The sequence below is a fragment of the Clostridium sp. JN-1 genome (genome assembly GCF_003718715.1).
GTDB lineage: Bacteria > Bacillota > Clostridia > Clostridiales > Clostridiaceae > Clostridium_AV.
Genome location: NZ_CP033465.1, coordinates 986,670 through 1,007,058 on the forward strand (window position 1 = coordinate 986,670; position 20,389 = coordinate 1,007,058).

Sequence of the window (20,389 nt, forward strand, 5' to 3'; positions counted from 1 at the left end):
TCATAGTCCCCAATCTTTCATTACTGGGAAATATCCTTTGGATACTATTACATCCTTAATTTCAGTAAGACTTCTTTTATCAGATATATCAAATTGTTCTTCACCTGGATTTACCTGAGTATGTCCTCCAACTTCTGTAGATACTCCCGCTGACATTTTAGTTACTCCAAGTTGGATAAGATTGTTACGCATTTCCATACATTCACGTGTTGTTATGTTTGTGCCAGATCTTGGTACAAATAGTTTAAGGGCAAGTAATATTTGAACCATATTTTTATCGCTTATTTCATGAAGGTCATTAAATGTTCCAGCATGAGGTCTTATTCTTGGAACTGAAAAGTTTACATCGACTCCTTTAAACTTATTTTGAATATATGCACCGTGAAGTCCTCCAAGAAAAGCTTCCCTGTGCCAATCGTAAAGACCATATAATGGACCGAGACCTATAGAATACATACCAGCTTCACAAGCTCTTTCAGGAGTTTCAAGTCTATATCTATAGTTTTTCTTTGGACCAGCAAGATGCACTTTTGAATAAACTTCTTCATTATATGTTTCCTGGTACATTGTAAGGCTGTCTGCACCAGCTTTTATCAATTCGCTGTATTCTTCTTTTGTTAGTGAATATATTTCAAGACATATTGAACTGAAATATTTTTTTAAAATCTTTACACAATCTCTTATATATGAGACTGGCGAATATATTCTGGATTCTCCAGTTAGAAGTATTACATGCCTGAACCCCATGTCATATACTGCTTTAGCCTCTTTGTCTACTTCTCCAATGGTTAAAACTTTTCTATTTATTTTATTTGTGCAGTTATATCCGCAGTATGCGCATCTATTTTCACAATAGTTGGCAACATACATTGGAGTATATAGTACAACATTTTTACCAAAATACTTAATGGATATGTTATGAGCTTTCTGTGCCATTTCTTCAATATGTTTTTCAGCAGCTGGAGAAAGTAGTGCTAAAAACTCCATTTCATTTATGCTATCTTTTGAAATTATTCTTTCAATTTGTGAATCTGTAACATTATTAAAAAATTTATCATAGTCAAATTCCTTATATTTTTGAACTACATCATAAAAACTCATTTTTACACTTCCTATCTTAAAAATCCTGTAAGAGGAGATGATGGGGCAGCAAATTCTCTTTCAATGCCCGGCTTTGCAAGGAATGCTTTCCTACCTGCTTGTACTGCAAGTTTGAAAGCTTCAGCTATAAGTACTGGATTTTCAGCTGCTGCAAGAGCAGTATTGGCAAGTACTGCATCAGCACCCATTTCCATAGCTTCTGCAGCATGAGATGGTTTGCCTATACCAGCATCTACGACAATTGGAATATCTATTTCATTAATTAAAATTCTTAGAAGTTCCTTAGTTTTAAGCCCTCTGTTAGTACCTATAGGTGCACCAAGAGGCATTACTGCTGAAGCACCAATATCTACAAGCCTTTTTGCATCCATTAAATCTGGATTTATATAAGGAAGTACTACAAATCCTTCTTTTGCAAGAGTTTCAGCAGCTTTTATAGTTTCATAGTTATCCGGAAGAAGATATTTGTTATCTGGAATTACTTCGATTTTTACCCAGTTTCCACATCCCATTGCCTTGGAAATATGTGCAAGTCTTATAGCTTCTTCAGCATTTCTAGCACCTGATGTATTTGCAACAAGTATGCAATCTTTATTTATAAAATTTAATATATTGTCATCTGAATCTGTAGAGTGAATATCTATACGTCTCATGGCTACTGTTACAACTTGAGCTTCGGAACTTTTAAGTACCTCTGGAATTATTTTATTTGATGTAAATTTCCCAGTTCCAACAAAAAATCTGCTATTTATTTTTTTATTTGCTATTACTAATTCATCCATAAAATTAACTCTCCTTTTTTATTATGTTATTAAAAAATTAATATTGTGTACGTTTACTAAATCATAGATTAACCGCCTCCGACGTAACGGATAATTTCTACTTTAGAACCACTTGAAAGCTTTTTAATTTTATAATTATCTTTATCTACTATATTCAAATCCGATTCAACTACAACTGTTTCTTCATTTATGTTTAGTTTGTCCAATAACTCAGATACAGTTAAGTTGTCAGCAAAATTCATTTCTTCTCCATTTACAATCACTTTAAGACCTCCTTTCAAAAAAAATATGGAAAGCAAATAATGCTTTCCATAAAAATCAAACATATCAAATAAAGTTTCCTACGTTGGCATTATCCAAATCAGGTTGTAATGGTAAAAGATAACATCTTACTCTCAGCACATCTATATGAGCTCCCATACAATATTGTATTTACTTTTAAAACAAAAAGGAGTACTTATGTTGTTAAGCACTCCTTGAAATATACATATTAATTGATTTGCATCCCTACGGTAGTGTTAACTACATCAAGTTCAAAGGGTCAGGTTTTAACCTTCTCAACCAAACGGTCCCCCTGCAAACACTTTTATTAACTTATATACATATAATACCACTTATTTAGATATGTGTAAACAGTTTATACAAATTATACATGTATAATTTTTTCACTTTTTCATTTAAAATTATATTATAAAAACTTTAAACAGACATAAAAACAGTTTATCATATTAAAAAAATTTGTGCTTAGAAAGGAAAATGTATAATAAATTTTTATGTATTTTTATTGTACAAGGTGAAAATATGATAATAATTAGTATTTGTGTAGGAAGTGCGTGTTATTTAAAAGGCTCACAAAATGTAATAGAAAGTCTTCAAAATTTAATTTTAAAATATCAATTAAAAAGTTTTGTAGAATTGAGGGGATCTTTTTGTTTAGGATATTGTGCACATGATGTTTCAGTGAAAATTAATGAAGAAGAAAAAGTATATTCTGTTAATGAAAATAATATAGACAAATTTTTTGAAAACGAAATATTGGGGAGGATAAAAAAATGAAGTACATGAACTTTTCCAGTGCGAATTGCAAAAACTGCTATAAGTGCTTACGTTCATGTCCGGTAAAGGCTATAAAATTTAAAAATGAGCAAGCTGAAATTGTAGAAGATAGATGTATAGCATGCAGTCATTGTCTGGGAATATGTCCTCAAGATGCAAGACATATAGTAAGTGATTTGGAAAGAGTTAAATATGCTGTAGCTTCTGGTAAAAAAGTTATAGCAAGTGTGGCACCTTCTTTTCCAGGAGCTTTTGATATAAACGCTAACAAGTTTGTTCACTTACTAAAAAAGTTAGGTTTTAAATATGTGGAAGAAACAGCAGCTGGAGCAGATGTAGTTTCTAATTTATATAAAGAATATATAAAAAGTGAAAATAAACGAGTATATATATCTACGGCATGTCCTTCTGCTAACTATTTGATTGAAAAGTATTTTCCAAGTTTAATTCCTTATATGATTCCGGTAGTGTCACCAATGATTGCTCATGGAAAATTATTAAAAGAGGTATATGGACAAGATAGTTTTGTAGTGTTTATTGGACCCTGTATAGCTAAAAAAATTGAAACTCAGAGTCTTAAAAATAAAGAAGTAGTAGATGCAGTACTATCTTTTGAAGAAATTCCAAGTTGGATTCAAAGTTTGAATATGCAGATAGAAGATTTAGAAGAAGAATTTGATGAAAATTCATTTATGAATGGAAGAAACTATCCAATGTTAGGTGGTATAGTAAAATGTATATCTTCTGCTATAGAAGAAAAAAAGTTAGAAACTATATCTGTAAGTGGAATAGAAGAATGTATGGAATTATTTAAAAGTATTGAGAAAAAAGAAATTGATCATGTTTTTATTGAAGTTAACGCTTGCAAGGGAAGTTGTATAGGTGGACCTAAAATGATTAATAATGAAAAAGGATATTATAAAAGGGTCCAAAAGGTTAAGAAATATATTAGCAGCAAGTGTTTTACTAATAAAAGTAAGATACATCTAAACAATCATATAGATTTTGCTGCAGTATTCACAGATAAGCAGATAAAAAAACAAAAGGCATCAGAAGATGAAATAGAAAAAATAATGAACATGATGGGCAAGTATAGTGAAGAAGATGAACTTAATTGTGGAGTATGTGGATATAATACTTGTAAAGAGAAGGCTCAAGCTGTATTTGAAGGTATGGCAGAAACAAATATGTGTCTTCATTATATGAGAAGTAAAGCTGAAAGTGTAAGAAATGTTATATTTGAAAATAGTTTAAACTGTATTATATTTTTAGATGGACACATGAAAGTTAAAGATATTAATCCAGCAGCTGAAGATATTTTTATGATAAAAATTCAAAATATAAAAAATAAACCTATATCATTAATCATGGATGATGAAGACTTTAAATATGTTAAAAAAACTGAAAAAAGTATATTGGGTAAAAAAATTTCTAATCCTAAATATAATGTGAATTTTATAGAAACTGTTGTATATCTCAGAAAACAGGATATGGTGATGGTTGCACTAGTAAATATTACAGAAGAAGAAAAAAATAGAGAGAAGATTTTAAAGTTTAAAGAAAATACCATAAATACGACTCAAGAAGTTATAGAAAAGCAAATGAGAGCAGCACAAGAGATAGCAAGCTTACTCGGAGAAACTACTGCAGAAACTAAAATGGCATTAACCAAATTAAAGAAACTAGTAGAAGATCAGAAGGGGTGTGACGGTTAGTGGAACTTTTTGTAGATGCAGCTTATGGCACTTTAATTAAACATGGAGAAGAGCTCCCAGGTGATATGGTAAATGTCATAAGATTAGAAGATTGTACAATAGTAGTTATGGCAGATGGACTCGGCAGCGGAGTTAAAGCAAATATTCTTGCTACTTTAACATCTAAAATTGCAGGAACTATGCTCAAAGAAGGAGCAGATATATATGAAACAGTAGACACTATAGCTAATACTCTGCCCGTGTGTAAAGTAAGAAATATTGCTTATTCTACTTTTACTCTTATTAAAGTTTATGATAATGGACAAGCCTATATAGCGGAATATGATAATCCTCCTATTTTTGTTATAAGAAATGGGAAAAGTATGGATATTAAAAAAAATGAAATTGTCGTAAATGGGAAGATTATAAGGGAAAGCAACATATTGCTAGAAGAAAACGATATAATTACTATAGTAAGTGACGGAGTAGTACATGCAGGGCTTGGAAATATATTGAACTTTGGATGGCAGTGGAAAGATGTTGAAACTTATCTTAAGAAAAGATCACTTAACAATTTGAGTTCTCAAGAAATTACAAAAGATTTATTAGAGACATGTGGAGAATTATATAATTTTAAGCCGGGAGATGATACTACTACAGTATGTATAAAGGTTAGAAAACCATGTTTTGTAAATATGTTTACGGGACCTCCCGCAAATAGAGAATTTGATAGTATTGTCATAAAAGAATTTATAAATAGTAATGGTAAAAAAATAATATGTGGGGGGACTGCTGCCAATATTGCGGAGAGAGAACTTAAAAGAAAGCTTAAAGTTAATTTAAATTTCTCGGATAAAGAAGTACCACCTACTGCAGCTATGGAAGGTATAGATTTAATAACAGAAGGGGTATTAACTTTAAATAAAACTGTAGAAAAAATGAAAAAATATACAGATGAAATTAGAGAAAACAGTCATTATGATTTAGAATTGAAAGGAACTGATGGAGTTTCTTCTCTTCTCAAAATCCTTATTGAAGAATGTACACACTTAAATTTATGGGTTGGAAAAGCTGTGAATCCAGCTCATCAAAATCCAAACTTCCCTATAGATTTAAGTATAAAATTAAAATTAGTACAAGAATTATGCAGCTTAATGGAAAAACTAGGAAAAAATGTGCATATAAATTATGTATAGCTAACTGTAAAATTGCAGGATTTCTATTCCAAAAATTAACTTGAGGTTTAGAAATCCTATTATTTGTTACTTTTAAATGTATTTTCCTGTAAACTTTTTTACGAAAGTTGTTTATTTTTCGACTTTTTCTGATATAATCTGATTATGTGAAAAATATATCACTTAGGAGGTTATATTGATGTATTGTAATAATTTGAACGATTCTTGTTTTTGTGAACTAGAACAATTTATTAGCAATATTGAAGATAAAAAAGGTTGCTTAATTTCTGTTCTTCATAAAGCTCAAAATATATTTGGATATCTATCTAAAGATGTTCAAAAATTTGTAGCTAAGAAATTAGATATACCAGTTTCTAAGGTTAATGGTGTTGTTACTTTTTACTCATATTTTACTGAAGAACCTACTGGTAAATATGTTATAAATGTATGTATGGGAACTGCCTGCTTTGTCAGAGGTGCAGGAGAAATTCTTGAGGAGTTCCAAAATAAATTAGGAATTAAAATTGGTGAAACTACTGAAAATGGTAAATTTACTATACAAGTATTGAGATGTGTAGGTGCATGTGGTCTTGCCCCTGTAGTAACTGTAAACGATAAAGTTTATGGACATTTTAACAAACAAATGGTTGAAAAACTATTAGATGAGTACAACCAAAATGAATAGGAGGTAATACTATTGAATAGCATAAATTCATTTGAAGATTTAAAAAAAGTTTACTATAAATATTCTCAAAATTTAAAATTAAGACAACCTTCTGAACAAGAAGAACTCGTTTGTGAAAACAGCAGATGCAGCCGTTATGTAGCTGTTTGTGGTGGAACAGGATGTAAATCTTCTGAAAGTTACAAAATTGTAAAAAATTTAAGAGAAGAAATTAAAAAAGCTGGTTTGTCAGAAGAAGTAACTGTAGAAATTACTGGATGCTTTGGATTCTGTGAAAAAGGCCCTATTGTAAAGATAAGTCCCGATAATGCTTTTTATATACATGTTAAACCAGAAGATGCTTACGAAATAGTAAATGAGCATTTGCTAAGCGGAAAAATAGTTAACAGGCTTTTATATGAAGAACCAGCCATAAAAGAAAAAGTTAAAAGACAAGATGAAATGTTTTTCTATAAAAAACAACAGAGAATAGCTCTTCGAAACTGTGGATTAATAAATCCTGAAGATATAACTGAAAGTATTTCAGCAGAAGGCTACCTGGCTTTAGGAAAGGTTCTTACTGAAATGACTCCAGATGATGTTATCAAATTAATTACTGATTCTGGATTAAGAGGCAGAGGTGGTGGAGGATTTCCTACGGGTAAGAAGTGGTTATTTGCAAAAGCTTATAATTCAGATCAAAAATATGTTATATGTAATGCAGATGAGGGAGATCCTGGTGCTTTCATGGATCGTTCTATCCTAGAAGGAGATCCTAACAGTGTTTTAGAAGCTATGGCTATAGCTGGTTATGCTATTGAAGCTTCAAAAGGTGTTATATACATTAGAGCTGAATATCCTCTTGCTGTTAATAGATTAAGAATAGCCATAGAACAAGCTAGAGAATTAGGACTTCTTGGTGACAATATATTAAATTCTGGTTTTAACTTTGATGTAGATATAAAATATGGTGCCGGTGCTTTTGTTTGTGGTGAAGAAACTGCTTTAATTCACTCTGTTGAGGGCTGTAGAGGCGAACCTACAAATAAACCTCCATTTCCAGCAGAAAGCGGACTCTGGAATAAACCTACTTGCGTAAACAATGTTGAAACTTATGCTAACATTCCTGCAATAATAAATAAAGGTGCTGAATGGTATAGTTCTATTGGTACAAGCACTTCAAAAGGAACAAAAGTTTTTGCATTAGCAGGTAAAATTAACAATGTTGGACTTGTTGAAGTTCCTATGGGTACAAGTTTAAGAGAAATTATATATGACATAGGTGGAGGCATTAAAAACGGTCGTAAATTTAAAGCAGTACAAACAGGCGGCCCTTCTGGCGGATGTATACCTGCATCAAATTTGGACACAGCAATAGATTATGAATCCTTAATATCTATAGGTTCTATGATGGGTTCTGGCGGAATGATAGTTATGGATGAAGATAATTGTATGGTAGATATAGCTAAATTCTATCTAGAATTTACTGTAGAAGAATCCTGCGGAAAATGTACTCCTTGTAGAATAGGTAACAAACGCCTACTTGAGATATTAACAAGGATAACTAATGGACAAGGTACTGAACAAGATTTAGAAAATTTAAAGGAATTAGCACAAACAATAAAGGATACTTCCCTTTGTGGACTTGGTCAAACTGCACCTAATCCTGTATTGAGTACTTTGAACTTCTTCTGGGATGAATATGCTGCACATGTTAGGGAAAAAAGATGTCCCGCAGGAGTTTGTAAGAACTTAGTTAGCTATGAAATTACAGACAAATGTATTGGCTGTACTAAGTGCAAGAGAAACTGTCCTGTATCTTGTATTGAAGGCAGCGTAAAGAAACCACATACCATCATAAAAGATAAATGTATAAAATGCGGCACTTGTTTCAATGGCTGTCCTGTTGATGCCATAGTTAAAAAATGATAAAAAATTTAAGGAAAGAGGTGGACATTTTGAGTTTAGTTACTCTTACTATAAATAATAACCAAGTTCAAGTAGAAGAAGGAACTACTGTATTACAAGCAGCTAAACTACTTGGCATTAATATACCAACATTATGTCATTTAAATCTCCATCAAGGAGTTGAAAATAAACCAGGTTCCTGCAGAGTATGTATGGTAGAGATTGAGGGAAGAAAGAATCTTGCTCCTTCCTGCACTACTCCAGCAGCCAATGGAATGATAGTAAAAACTAATTCTATAAAAGCAATAAAAGCTAGAAGAAATGTGGTAGAATTACTTCTTTCTGATCACCCACAAAATTGTTTGCTTTGTGAAAAAAATACTAACTGTGAATTACAATCTCTAGCTGCTGATATGGGTATACGTGAAGTTAAATATAAAGGAGAGATGTCTACTTATCCTAAAGATACATCTAACTACTCTATAACTCGAGACTTGGATAAGTGTATATTATGCAGACGATGTGAAACTATATGTAATGAAGTCCAAACTGTTTCAGCATTATCTGCTGTAAATAGAGGTTTTGGAACTATTATATCTCCTGCTTTTGGTTTGCCTTTATTAAAAACAAATTGTACATTCTGTGGACAATGTGTTTCAGTATGTCCAACAGGTGCTTTAACTGAAGTAAATAATGCTTCTAAAGTGTGGAATGCTTTAAATGATAAGGATAAACTTGTCATTGTTCAAACAGCTCCTGCTGTAAGGGCAGCACTTGGAGAAGAATTTGGATTAGAAATTGGAAAAGCAGTTACAGGAAAGATGGCAGCAGCTTTACGTTCTCTTGGATTTGACAAAGTTTTTGATACAGATTTTGCTGCAGATTTAACCATAATGGAAGAAGCTGCAGAACTAATGGGCAGAATAACTAATGGTGGTAAGCTTCCTTTATTTACAAGCTGCTGCCCTGGATGGATAAACTTCCTTGAAGGTGAATTTGCTGACTTATTAGATAATCCTTCTAGTTGTAAATCACCTCAACAAATGTTTGGTGCAATAGCTAAAACTTATTTTGCAGAAAAAATGAATATAGATCCTAAAAAAATTGTTTTAGTTTCTGTTATGCCTTGTCTTGCTAAAAAATATGAAGCTGCAAGACCTGAAATGAATAACGATGTAGATATTGTTTTGAGTACAAGAGAATTGGCTAAAATGATTAGAGAAGCTGGTATTGACTTTCCTAATTTACAAGATGAAAGCTTTGATAGCATTCTTGGAGAATCTACTGGTGCAGCAGTAATTTTCGGTGTAACTGGTGGGGTTATGGAAGCTGCTCTTCGTACAGCTTATGAATGGATAACTAATGAAAGTTTAGATAATGTAGAATTCAATGCAGTGCGTGGTTTAGATGGTATAAAGGAAGCTTCTGTAAAGATAAAGGACATAGAAATTAAAGCTGCTATTGTTAGCGGACTTGGAAATGCACGTAAATTACTAAATGCTATAAAAGAAGGAAAAGCAGATTACCAAGTAATTGAGGTAATGGCTTGCCCTGGTGGATGTATTAATGGTGGTGGACAACCATATATTCACGGCAATTATGAAATCTTAAAGGACAGAATGAATGCTTTATATGAAGAAGATAGAAATAAACCTTTAAGAAAATCACATGAAAATCCAGAAATTATCAAACTATATAATGACTTCTTAGGAAAACCTAATAGTGAAAAAGCTCACAAGTTACTCCATACTAAATACACTAAACGAAGCTGTTAAAATTTATGACATATTCTACCCCAGGGGTGGAGTCACACCTGACATATACTACCCCAGGGGTGATTCACCCCTGGGGTAGTATTGGAGTGGAGTCACCCCTGGGGTAGTCTGTCTATATTTGTCCAGTTACAAATTGAACTGCTATGCTTACAATTGCAACAGTGAACCAAACAATAAGACCTAAGAATATTGGTTTTACACCAGTTTTTATCATTTCCATAAAATCAGAATTAAGTCCAACTGCACAAAGAGCAGTAGTTATCATAAATTTACCTAATAGATTTATATAATTTATAGTGCTGCCTTTAAAAAGTCCTATGGTATTTAAGAAGGATGCAGCTAGGAACCACAGTATAAACCATGGAAATATTTTAACGAGATTATAATTAACAGCTTGACCTTTATTTGATTCTCTTTTTTTCTGAATTGCAGTAGCTGCAGCAAAAATGATTGATATTGGTATAATCATTGTAGTCCTTGTGAGTTTAACAATTGTAGCATATGCACCAGCTGCATTGCTGAAAGCATAACCAGCTGCAACGACAGAAGAAGTATCATTAATAGCAGTTCCAGCCCAGAGCCCAAAAGCCTTGTCCGAAAAATTAAGTAGATGACCTAAAGGTGGAAATATTAAAACTGCAATTATATTGAATAAGAATATGGTCGATATTGAATATGAAACTTCCATTTCATCAGCTTCTATTATTGGAGCTATGGCAGCTATAGCAGAACCGCCGCATACTGCTGTACCAACTCCTATCAATGATTTTAATTTAAATGGAATTTTAAGTAACTTACCAAAGGCATAAGCTGCAATGAATGATGCACTTAAAGTAAAAATCATTACAGAAAATGAACTGAGACCAGTTTTCCACACTTGATTTAAATTTAATCCAGCACCAAGTACAATTATAGCCCATTGAAGTATTTTTTTAGATGTAAATTTTATTCCAGTTGATAGTTTTTTAGGCTTACCAACTGTATTATTTATTAATATACCCAAAATGATACCAAAAACTGGGGCACCTATTATGGGAAAGTAATTTCCTAAAAGGGTTGCTGCAAATGCTAGAATAATAGAAAAGAGTATTCCAAGCAAATTATTTTTAATCCAATTCATAAGTTTCTCCTTTTATTAAAAAATATATATAAATTTTAAGAAGCTTCCTAATTTACATTTCAATAATAAAGTATAGTGACCAATAAAACAAATTATATATATTTATGAAATTATAAGAGTTACTTATATGTTATAATAGTAGCACGAATAATTGTTTTTAACAGAAAGGTGATATTATTGGGTGATATTAGACTACTAACATTTATAACCGTTGCCGAGACAAAGAGTTTTACTAAGTCGGCAGAAATACTTAACATAACTCAGCCGGCTGTGTCTCAGCATATAAAGTTTTTAGAAGATGAGTATGGTGTTAATCTCATAAAAAAGTATGGTAATAAATTTGACTTAACAGAAGAAGGTTTTATTTTACTTGATTATGCTAAAAAGATAGAAGCTATGTATAGGGAATTGAGTATGAGATTAAAGAATAAGTCTAGTATTATAAAAACTTATAAGGTAGGGGCAAGTATGACAATAGGAGGTTATGTCCTTCCTTATATTATAGGAAAATATAAAAAGTTGTATGATAATGTAAATATACTTCTTGTTGTGAATAACACTAAAGAAATATTAGAAAAGTTAGTTAACTCAGAACTTGATTTTGCACTAGTTGAAGGACCTTTTGATAAGAGTAAATTTAAATTTATAAAGTTTAGAGATGACGAGCTAATTTTAGCCGTATCTCCACATCATGAATTTGCAGCAAGCGGCAAAGTTAGCATAGAAAGTGTTTTAAAAGGAAATCTTATACTTAGAGAAAAAGGATCAGGAACAAGGAGTATATTTGAAAACAAACTACTTGAACTTGGTTATAAGCTAGGTGACATCAATCCTTATATGGAAATAGGAAGTATTGATGCAATTAAATCACTTATAGAATCAAATCTTGGATACTCAATAATTTCGCAGGAGACAATAAAAAAAGAATTAAATGAAGGTATTATAAAAAAGGTTGAAATAGAAGGTGTGCGTATTTTTAGAGAATTTAATTTTGTATATGTTAGATGTGAAGAGTTTATGTATGAATTTATAGATTTTTGTTGTAATAACATGCTAAAGTAGATGGAGGACATAGGACATAGGACAGAGGAAAGTGATTGTTGCTTTTCACTACGGAAAACCTTTAATTATTTTTCGTAACTCGTTTTGTTAAAGCAAAACATCGCTCATTGTCCTCTGTCCTCTGTCCTTTGTCAATTATTTCTTTCCCAATGTTTTTATTAAATTATGATTTAATATATCGTCTGAATAAGATAGTTCATTTGTGTATTCTGTCTTTTTCTGTTTGAGTTCAGGAGTTTCAGGTATCTTTTCACCAGTTTTTATATCATAATAAGTATTTGTCGAAGAAGCATAATATACTTTCCCGTCTGTAAAAGATCCATCTCTAAGAATTACTTTTTTGTCGTCTGCAGGAGTGTTTAATATATCTTGCCCAAACATATATTTATGAGGTAAATTTAATAAGTTAGCTAGTGTTGGATATAAATCCATTTGTCCTGAATAAGTATGATTTACACCGCTGTTTTGATCTCCTGGAAAATGAATCATTAGTGGAACTTTTTGATATTGAAACCAGCTTAAATCATTTGTATTTTGAGTACCCTCAAATTTATACAGTTGATCTGCATCATTCTTAGGAATTGCAAAATGATCACCATATAGTACAATTACTGAGTTTTGAGTGATACCTTCTTTGTCCAATTCATCTAAAAAAGTTCCAAGTTGTTCGTCAGTATAATGTATAGCTTTAAGATAATTTCCAATTAAGGAGCCTTCGTACTGACCAACGTTAAAGTTTCCATAGTGTTCCACATCATCATATGGATAGTGGCTGCTCAAAGTTATCAAGAATGAATAATAAGGCTGCTTAAAACTTTTCAATTTATCAACTGATTGATTTAAGAAAGACTTATCGCTTATTCCAAGTCCTACAATTTCATCTGAATTAAGACTGCTCTTGCCATAGAATTTATCAAAACCTTCTGATCTATACATTACATTTCTATTCCAAAACCCTTCAGTATTTCCATGAAGCGCTGCAGTATAGTAATTCTTATTCTGTAATTCTTTAGCTAGTGATGAATATGTGTTGTTACTGTAATTGTAGTAAGCAGCTCCTGATACTGCAGGATATAGGGAATTATTAGACATAAATTCTGCATCAGAAGTAGTTCCCCCAGCTACTTGATAAAAGTAATTATCAAAGTATAAACTTTTATTTAACCATCTATTTAAATTTGGGGTTATTTCTTGTCCATTTACTTTTTGGTTTATAACAAATTGTTGAAGGGCCTCAACTTGTATAACAATGACATTTTTGCCTTCCATTGATCCTTTCAAGGTTGAGCCAGTTGATTGATTGTTTTTTTGTAAAAAGTTATTTATTTCAGTTCCCCTGCTGCTTGGTAGAGGCTTTAAATTTTTAGCTTTTGTACTTGCAAAGTTGTAAGCATCTACTGCATGAAAATTTAAGCTGCCAATTAATTTAGTCAAGTATATCCTGTTGCTCATGGAACTTAGGAGCGCAGGTTGTTCTTTTGAAACTGCATGTACTGATTTAGCGTCAAGAGAAAATCCTATTATAAATATAAAAAGGAAACTTAAAAATCTTTTAAGTAAAGTACTATTTTTAGAAACTTTTTTATTATACTTTTTTATAAAAAAGTATAAAACTGCAATATCAAGAAAATATAAAAAATCTTTTACATCAATTAAACTTGTTACACTTGAAGTTACTCCACCCAAAAGTCTGATATTTCCCACTTCAGATACTGTTATAATATCCTTAAAGTACCTATAATACATGCTGTCAGCTACTAAAATTATACTTATAATTATATCCATAATGTATAGGAACTTTGTCCTTTTTTTCTCTTTAAATAGTATTGAAAAACTTACTATAATTAAGATTGAAGCAATTATTGGAAAAAAAACTTTAGTATATAGATAATCGGGAGATATTTGTCTTGTATAAATCGTCACTTTTATGAAAATTATTGCTATGAAGAAAATCAAATCTATATTATCCATAGTAAAATTAAATAATTTATTATTGTCTAATTTATTATTGTCTAATTTTAAAATATGCACTAGTACCACCCCTGTATAATACGTTATGTTATAATAATATATTATTTTAGTGACAACAAGATGGCAAGAAAATTAATAAACTGTAAACTTATTTTTCAGTTTTAGATATTTTAGTAGAACATTTGTTTTCATATGTTATTTTTGCTATAATCATTAATAATAATATTAAACAAAATTTTGGCAGCTTTTTTGATAAACTAGGAGGTAGATTATGGAACAAAGGGATGAAAAAACATCTATATATGATGTCAATGCCTTAACTTCTCTGGAAAAATTAGAGCCAGTTAGAGTAAGACCAGGCATGTACATAGGTTCCACGGGTAGTAAGGGACTTCATCACTGCATATGGGAAATCTTAGATAATGCTATAGATGAGATCTCCAATGGATTTGGAGATACTGCTGTAGTTATTTTAAATAAAGATGGTAGTGCAAGTATTAAGGATAATGGAAGAGGTATACCGACTGGTATACATCCTATAAAGAAAAAGTCTGGTGTTGAAATGGTATTTACAGAATTACATACAGGTGGAAAGTTTAATAATGACATATATAAAACTTCAGGTGGACTTCATGGAGTTGGAGCTGCTGTAGTAAATGCACTATCAAGTTGGCTGGAAGTTGAGATAAAACAAAATGGGCATATTTATAAACAGAGGTTTGAATATGGATATGATAAGAGCTTAAAGAGAAAAATGCCTGGAACACCTTTATATCGTTTAAAAATTATAGGAGATTCGAATGAAACAGGCACAGCTGTAACATTTATGCCGGATAAAAATGTATTTTCAAATACTGAATTTAAAATAGATGTAATAGATGAAAGACTTCAAGAACTTGCATTTCAAAATAAGGGAATAAGGTTAAAATTAATAGATAACAGAGGGGAAGAGACTGTAGAAAGAGAATATCATTCAGAAAATGGACTTTTAGATTTTATAAAGTATCTAAATGAAAGTAAAACAGTTTTGCATGCTTCTCCAATATTATTTGATGGTGAAAGAGAGGTAAATGGAATAAATATGTATGCTGAAGTATGTATACAATTTACAGATTCCACTTCAGAATACATAGCAAGCTATGTAAATAACATTCCAACAACCGAATCGGGCACACATGAAAGTGGTTTTAAAACTGGAATGACAAGGGCGTTTAAAGAATGGGCAAAGAAGCTAAATCTCTTAAAGGAAAAGTCCAAGGAATTTGATGGTGATGATTTAAGAGAGGGCATGACAGCTATAGTTAGAATAAAAATTACGAATCCAATTTTTGAAGGGCAGACTAAGACGAAACTTGGAAACTCAGAAGCTTATACTATGATGAACGATTTGAGTTATACAAAGTTTTCAGAATGGATAGAAGATAATAAAGATACAGCAGCATTTATTATAAATAATGCTGTTCATGCAGCAGCAAGGAGAGAAAAAATAAAGAAAATAAATGATGCAGAAAAGAGAAAGATAGGAAAAGGTACAGCACCTCTTGCTGGCAAAGTAGCAGTATGCACCATAAAAGATCCATCTACCTGTGAATTTATAGTTGTTGAGGGAGATTCAGCAGGTGGTTCGGCAAAACAAGCAAGGGATAGAAGATTTCAAACTATAATGCCGTCCAAAGGAAAAATAATGAATACGGAAAAGCAAAATCTTGAAAATGTACTTGGAAGTGAAGAGTTAAAGATGTTCAATACTGCTATAGGGACTGGAATACTTGAAAATTATGATGAAAGTGATTTAAAGTATGACAAAATTATTATAATGTCTGATGCAGATGTTGATGGATTTCATATAAGGACATTATGGATGACATATATATATAGATATATGAGACCGCTTATAACAAATGGACATCTGTATATAGCACAGCCGCCGCTTTATAAAGTTTATAAGGAAAATAAAAATGGTAGTGTTGTAAAATACGCTTATGATGATGATGAGTTGGGAAAAGCTAAACGCGAGATCGGAAAAGGAGCACTTATTCAAAGATATAAGGGACTTGGAGAAATGAATCCAGATCAACTATGGGAAACTACATTAAATCCTGAAACAAGGACTCTTGATAAAATTACAATAGAAGATGCAGCAAAAGCTGAAAAGATGGTATCTCTTCTCATGGGCGAAGTAGTTGCACCTAGAAAAAATTATATGTATAAATATGCGAAATTTTAAAAGGAGGATAACTCGTGACAAAAAAGATAAATATACCGATTGATAAAAATATAATTCAAATACCTTTGGAAGAAGCTATGCCGGATAATTATCTTCCATATGCAGTAGAAGTTGCAAAGGAAAGGGCAATTCCAGATGTTAGAGATGGATTAAAACCAGTACACAGGAGAATAATTTATGGAGCATATATGCTTAGAGCATTTCCAGATAGACCTTATTATAAATCAGCTAGAATAGTTGGAGATATTTTGGGTAAGTATCATCCACATGGTGATTCATCTGTATATGATGCAATGGTAATACTTGCACAAAATTTTACAACAAGAATGCCGCTTATAGATGGCCACGGCAACTGGGGAAGTCAAGACGGCGATAATGCAGCTGCAATGCGTTATACGGAAGCTAGGCTTACAAATGTAGCAATGGAAATTATAAGAGATATAGATAAAGATGTAGTTGATATGGTTGATAACTATTCAGGTTCTGAAAAAGAACCTGAGGTGCTTCCATCGAGATATCCAAATATACTTGTAAATGGTTCATTTGGTATAGCTGTTGGTCTAGCAACTAACATACCGCCTCATAATTTAAAAGAAGTTATAGATGGCTGTGCTGCTTTAATTGATAAACCTGATATGGATACAGAAGGATTAATGAATTATATAAAGGGACCAGACCTTCCAACAGGAGGTATTTTAATAGGAAAAAATTCACTCCTCTCTGCATATGAAACTGGTGAAGGAAAAGTTACATTAAGAGCTAAGACTGCAATACAAAAGCTTGAAAATGGCAGGTTTGGAATAGTAATTACTGAGTTCCCATACAGGAGAAGTAAGGCTAAGATGCTTCAAACTATTTCTGACATGACTGCAGATAAGAAGCATTCTAAAGTATTAGAAGTTATTTCTGATATAAGAGATGAATCAGATAGAACTGGGATTAGGGCCGTTATAGAATTTAAAAAGTCTGTAGAAAGAGAAACTGTAGATAAGGTTCTCAAGTACTTGTTTAAAAAAACTGAACTTCAATGTAATGTGTCATTTAATATGGTTGCCCTAGCAGATGGAAAACCACAAACTATGGGCCTAAAAACTATATTACAGTACTATATAAACTATCAAAAAGATGTGGTAAGGAGGAGGACAACTACAGAATTTAAGACAGCCCAAAAAAGATTTCATATAGTAGAAGGTTTTATAAAAGCTATTAGTATAATGGATGATGTTATAAAGACAATAAGATCATCAAAGTCCAAAAAAGATGCACAAAAAAATCTTATGGATAAATTTGAATTCACTCAAGTCCAATCTGAATCAATACTTGAACTCATGTTATACAGGCTTACTGGTCTTGAAATAAAAACTTTTCAAAAGGAATATAAAGAGCTTGATAAAAAAATAAAAGGATTAAAAAAGATATTAGATAGTGATAAGGAATTATTTAAAGTTATAAAGAAAGAACTTTTAGAGATAAAAGAAAAGTACGGAGATGAGAGAAGAACTGCCATAATTGAAGATGATAAAAAGGCTAAAATTGAAGTAGAAGATATCATAGTTGATGAAGATATTATAGTGACGCTGTCAAATGAAGGATTTATAAAGAGAACATCATTAAAGTCGTATAATCGCTCTAATTCTGATGTAAATGACATAGAATATAGAGAGGGAGATTTTAACAAGTTTTTTATACAATCAAATACTAAGGATATTTTAATGCTTTTTACAGGTAAAGGAAATGTGTATAAAATTAGAGGAATAAATGTACCTGAATTTAAATGGAAAGATAAAGGTGAGAAGATCGAGGAAATAATAAAAGGAATTAATTTAGAAGAAGAAAATATAGTCGCTTTTTACACGATTAAAGATTTTTCTTGTCCAATTCAATTTATGTTTTTTACTACTAGCGGCGGAATAAAGAAAACAGCATTAAAAAGATTTGATACAAACTATACTAAAATTATGGCTTTAAAATTAAAAGATGGTGAAAAACTTTTAAAGGTACAAATGTTTTCTGAAGATAAAAATGAAAAGTTTATATCTGTTAAAACAAAAAATGGATTAAATTTTGTCTCTGATATGCCTAAAATAGAAGAAACAGATAGAAACATAATGCCAGCTCAAATGTTTAATTTGTGTGCTAGTGATGAAGTTACTTTTATTGAATTTGCAGATGATTTTATAGACGAAAGTTTTGAAATTATAATTGATCAATATGGAATTTTAAAAGTACAAAAAGATAAGCATATTAGAAAAGGTGTTATGGGAGTTTATACTGATTCGTCAAGTAAAATATTGCTTTTTACAAAGAATGGCTTCGTATATTCTATAAAATCAAGAATGCTTCAGAATATAGGAAGTAAAGGTATAGCTGTTGAAGATATATTTGATGGTGTACATAGAAGCGGCATTTTAAATATGTTTTCTATAAAAGAATTCGATAATAGATACATTTATTTCTTTAGTAAATATGGAATGGTAAAAAAGACATTATTGAGTGATTTTGAAGGAAATTATGTTTCAAATACTGCATATAAATTTAAAAAAGCTAATGATGAACTGATAAAAGTTGAAATATCTGAAGATAGTAATGAAAAGATAATTTTAATTACTAAAGAGGCAATGTGTATAGAGTTTGAATCGGAGAGTGTAAGTTTAATGGGGAGAATTGCATCTGGGGTTACAGGCATAAATTTAAACGAAGATGATGAAGTTAATTTTGCACTGCTTTTAAAGGAAAGTAATTCAAACAAGAATTTAACAATAAAATTAAAAAAAGGTCAAAAAATTGCTATAAATATAGATGGAATTAAAATTCAAAATAGAGCTGGAAAAGGGAAAAAACTTGTTGAAAAATATAAATAAATGTTATATAATCATATCATTATAATGATATATATATTGTGGCAGAGATTAGGAGAAGCCATATGCTTTTAAAAGTCTTTTTATGAAAAAGATTTTTAAAGGTATGTGGCTTTTGTGTTTCAAAGCTAAATTTTGTAGTTAATCTGATTTCATAAATTAATTAACTACTTTGGTTTTAATCTAAATGTAACCGGTTGCAAATTATATATTTTTTAGAATTATTTTAATATTATAAGGGAGGTTATATAAATGTCACATTTATTAGCAGAATTTGTAGGAACTGCATTACTTGTATTTTTAGGAGATGGTGTTTGTGCTAACTGTACTTTAACTAAAAGTAAAGGACAAAACTCTGGATGGATAGTTATAACCATTGGTTGGGCTTTTGCAGTTGGAATTCCTGCATTCATATTTCAAAACTTTAGTAATCAATTTAATCCGGCACTCACTATAGCACTTGCTGTTATTGGTAAGTTTCCAGCAGATCAAGTATTAGGCTATGTTGTTGCCCAAATGCTTGGAGGAATAGTTGGAGCAGTTTTAGTTTGGCTTACTTATCTTCCTCATTGGGCAGAGACAGAGGACAAAGCTGCAAAACTAGGCATATTCTGTACTGCACCAGCTATAAGGAATTATCCAGCTAACTTTTTAACAGAGTTTTTAGCTACAGCTGTTCTTGTATTCAGTTTAGCTGCAATAGGTACAGTTAAAACTGCTGATGGTATGGGTCCAATTATAGTTGTAAGTGCAATCATCTTTTCTTTAGGTGCTTCACTTGGCGGACCTACTGGATATGCAATGAATCCAGCGAGAGACTTATCACCTAGAATTGCTCATGCAATACTTCCTATAGCAGGAAAAGGAGATTCAGATTGGTCTTATTCTTGGGTTCCGGTTTTCGGACCAATAGTAGGAGGGATAGCAGGAGCATTACTTTTTGCACTGATATTTTAAATTCTAATTTTAAACTTATTAAAGGGAATCCTTTATAAA

15 protein-coding genes and 2 riboswitches are annotated in these 20,389 nt (G+C 31.4%); of the genes, 10 read left to right on the forward strand and 5 right to left on the reverse strand.

Annotation, left to right across the window (positions count from 1 at the left end):
* The 3 genes from thiH to thiS form a co-directional block, all read right to left on the reverse strand.
* The gene (gene thiH / locus EBB51_RS04855) at positions 1-1,101 is read right to left on the reverse strand and encodes a 2-iminoacetate synthase ThiH (protein ID WP_123053424.1); all 1,101 of its coding nucleotides are present in this window, start codon (positions 1,099-1,101) and stop codon (positions 1-3) included.
* An 11-nt stretch (positions 1,102-1,112) separates the two neighbouring features.
* Positions 1,113-1,883, reverse strand: a complete 771-nt coding sequence (locus EBB51_RS04860; protein ID WP_123053425.1) for a thiazole synthase — start codon at positions 1,881-1,883, stop codon at positions 1,113-1,115.
* A 68-nt stretch (positions 1,884-1,951) separates the two neighbouring features.
* Positions 1,952-2,146, reverse strand: coding sequence for a sulfur carrier protein ThiS (gene thiS / locus EBB51_RS04865; protein WP_123054982.1), 195 nt, complete (start codon positions 2,144-2,146; stop codon positions 1,952-1,954).
* Between the two features lie 58 nt (positions 2,147-2,204).
* A riboswitch (TPP riboswitch) is annotated at positions 2,205-2,313 on the reverse strand.
* A gap of 56 nt (positions 2,314-2,369) precedes the next feature.
* Positions 2,370-2,469: riboswitch (TPP riboswitch) on the reverse strand.
* 170 nt (positions 2,470-2,639) lie between these two features.
* On the opposite strand from thiS, the gene EBB51_RS04870 reads away from it, so the two are divergent.
* The 6 genes from EBB51_RS04870 (at position 2,640) to EBB51_RS04895 (ending at position 10,155) form a co-directional block, all read left to right on the forward strand.
* Positions 2,640-2,939 carry a (2Fe-2S) ferredoxin domain-containing protein gene (locus EBB51_RS04870; protein WP_279221823.1) on the forward strand — a complete coding sequence of 100 codons (300 nt, stop codon included), beginning with the start codon at positions 2,640-2,642 and terminating at the stop codon, positions 2,937-2,939.
* Entirely contained in the window at positions 2,936-4,654 is a 1,719-nt protein-coding gene (locus EBB51_RS04875; protein ID WP_123053426.1) for a [Fe-Fe] hydrogenase large subunit C-terminal domain-containing protein, read from the forward strand. The genes EBB51_RS04870 and EBB51_RS04875 overlap by 4 nt, the downstream gene beginning before the upstream one ends.
* The gene (locus EBB51_RS04880; protein ID WP_123053427.1) at positions 4,654-5,829 is read left to right on the forward strand and encodes a SpoIIE family protein phosphatase; all 1,176 of its coding nucleotides are present in this window, start codon (positions 4,654-4,656) and stop codon (positions 5,827-5,829) included. Before EBB51_RS04875 ends, EBB51_RS04880 begins: the two co-directional genes overlap by 1 nt.
* A gap of 178 nt (positions 5,830-6,007) precedes the next feature.
* Entirely contained in the window at positions 6,008-6,493 is a 486-nt protein-coding gene (locus EBB51_RS04885) for an NAD(P)H-dependent oxidoreductase subunit E (RefSeq protein ID WP_123053428.1), read from the forward strand.
* 12 nt (positions 6,494-6,505) lie between these two features.
* Positions 6,506-8,401: an NADH-quinone oxidoreductase subunit NuoF gene (locus EBB51_RS04890; RefSeq protein ID WP_123053429.1), complete on the forward strand. Its 1,896-nt coding sequence runs from the start codon at positions 6,506-6,508 to the stop codon at positions 8,399-8,401.
* Positions 8,402-8,430: 29 nt separating this feature from the next.
* The gene (locus EBB51_RS04895) at positions 8,431-10,155 is read left to right on the forward strand and encodes an NADH-dependent [FeFe] hydrogenase, group A6 (RefSeq protein WP_123053430.1); all 1,725 of its coding nucleotides are present in this window, start codon (positions 8,431-8,433) and stop codon (positions 10,153-10,155) included.
* A gap of 112 nt (positions 10,156-10,267) precedes the next feature.
* On the opposite strand, the gene EBB51_RS04900 is transcribed toward EBB51_RS04895, so the two are convergent.
* Positions 10,268-11,275, reverse strand: a complete 1,008-nt coding sequence (locus EBB51_RS04900) for a putative sulfate exporter family transporter (protein WP_123053431.1) — start codon at positions 11,273-11,275, stop codon at positions 10,268-10,270.
* Positions 11,276-11,443: 168 nt separating this feature from the next.
* Between EBB51_RS04900 and EBB51_RS04905 the strand changes: the two genes are divergently transcribed.
* Complete coding sequence (locus tag EBB51_RS04905) at positions 11,444-12,337, forward strand: LysR family transcriptional regulator (protein ID WP_347560944.1); 894 nt, start codon at positions 11,444-11,446, stop codon at positions 12,335-12,337.
* A gap of 135 nt (positions 12,338-12,472) precedes the next feature.
* On the opposite strand, the gene EBB51_RS04910 is transcribed toward EBB51_RS04905, so the two are convergent.
* Entirely contained in the window at positions 12,473-14,308 is a 1,836-nt protein-coding gene (locus EBB51_RS04910; RefSeq protein ID WP_123054984.1) for an LTA synthase family protein, read from the reverse strand.
* 271 nt (positions 14,309-14,579) lie between these two features.
* Here EBB51_RS04910 and EBB51_RS04915 point away from each other — a divergent pair, with 271 nt between their 5' ends.
* The 3 genes from EBB51_RS04915 to EBB51_RS04925 all read left to right on the forward strand — a co-directional run bounded on the left by EBB51_RS04915 (position 14,580) and on the right by EBB51_RS04925 (position 20,350).
* Positions 14,580-16,535 (forward strand): DNA topoisomerase IV subunit B, encoded by a 1,956-nt coding sequence (locus EBB51_RS04915; RefSeq protein ID WP_123053433.1) that lies wholly within the window; start codon positions 14,580-14,582, stop codon positions 16,533-16,535.
* A gap of 14 nt (positions 16,536-16,549) precedes the next feature.
* Entirely contained in the window at positions 16,550-19,396 is a 2,847-nt protein-coding gene (locus EBB51_RS04920; protein ID WP_123053434.1) for a DNA topoisomerase IV subunit A, read from the forward strand.
* A 249-nt stretch (positions 19,397-19,645) separates the two neighbouring features.
* Entirely contained in the window at positions 19,646-20,350 is a 705-nt protein-coding gene (locus tag EBB51_RS04925; protein ID WP_123053435.1) for an MIP/aquaporin family protein, read from the forward strand.
* The last annotated feature ends 39 nt before the right edge of the window (positions 20,351-20,389 follow it).

Bases quoted from the DNA above. Each gene is read 5' to 3' on its own strand.
- thiH (WP_123053424.1), bottom strand. From the start codon at position 1,101: ATGAGTTTTTATGATGTAGTTCAAAAATATAAGGAATTTGACTATGAT.
- EBB51_RS04860 (WP_123053425.1), bottom strand. From the start codon at position 1,883: ATGGATGAATTAGTAATAGCAAATAAAAAAATAAATAGCAGATTTTTT.
- EBB51_RS04870 (WP_279221823.1), top strand. From the start codon at position 2,640: ATGTATAATAAATTTTTATGTATTTTTATTGTACAAGGTGAAAATATG.
- EBB51_RS04875 (WP_123053426.1), top strand. From the start codon at position 2,936: ATGAAGTACATGAACTTTTCCAGTGCGAATTGCAAAAACTGCTATAAG.
- EBB51_RS04885 (WP_123053428.1), top strand. From the start codon at position 6,008: ATGTATTGTAATAATTTGAACGATTCTTGTTTTTGTGAACTAGAACAA.
- EBB51_RS04900 (WP_123053431.1), bottom strand. From the start codon at position 11,275: ATGAATTGGATTAAAAATAATTTGCTTGGAATACTCTTTTCTATTATT.
- EBB51_RS04910 (WP_123054984.1), bottom strand. From the start codon at position 14,308: ATGGATAATATAGATTTGATTTTCTTCATAGCAATAATTTTCATAAAA.
- EBB51_RS04915 (WP_123053433.1), top strand. From the start codon at position 14,580: ATGGAACAAAGGGATGAAAAAACATCTATATATGATGTCAATGCCTTA.
- EBB51_RS04925 (WP_123053435.1), top strand. From the start codon at position 19,646: ATGTCACATTTATTAGCAGAATTTGTAGGAACTGCATTACTTGTATTT.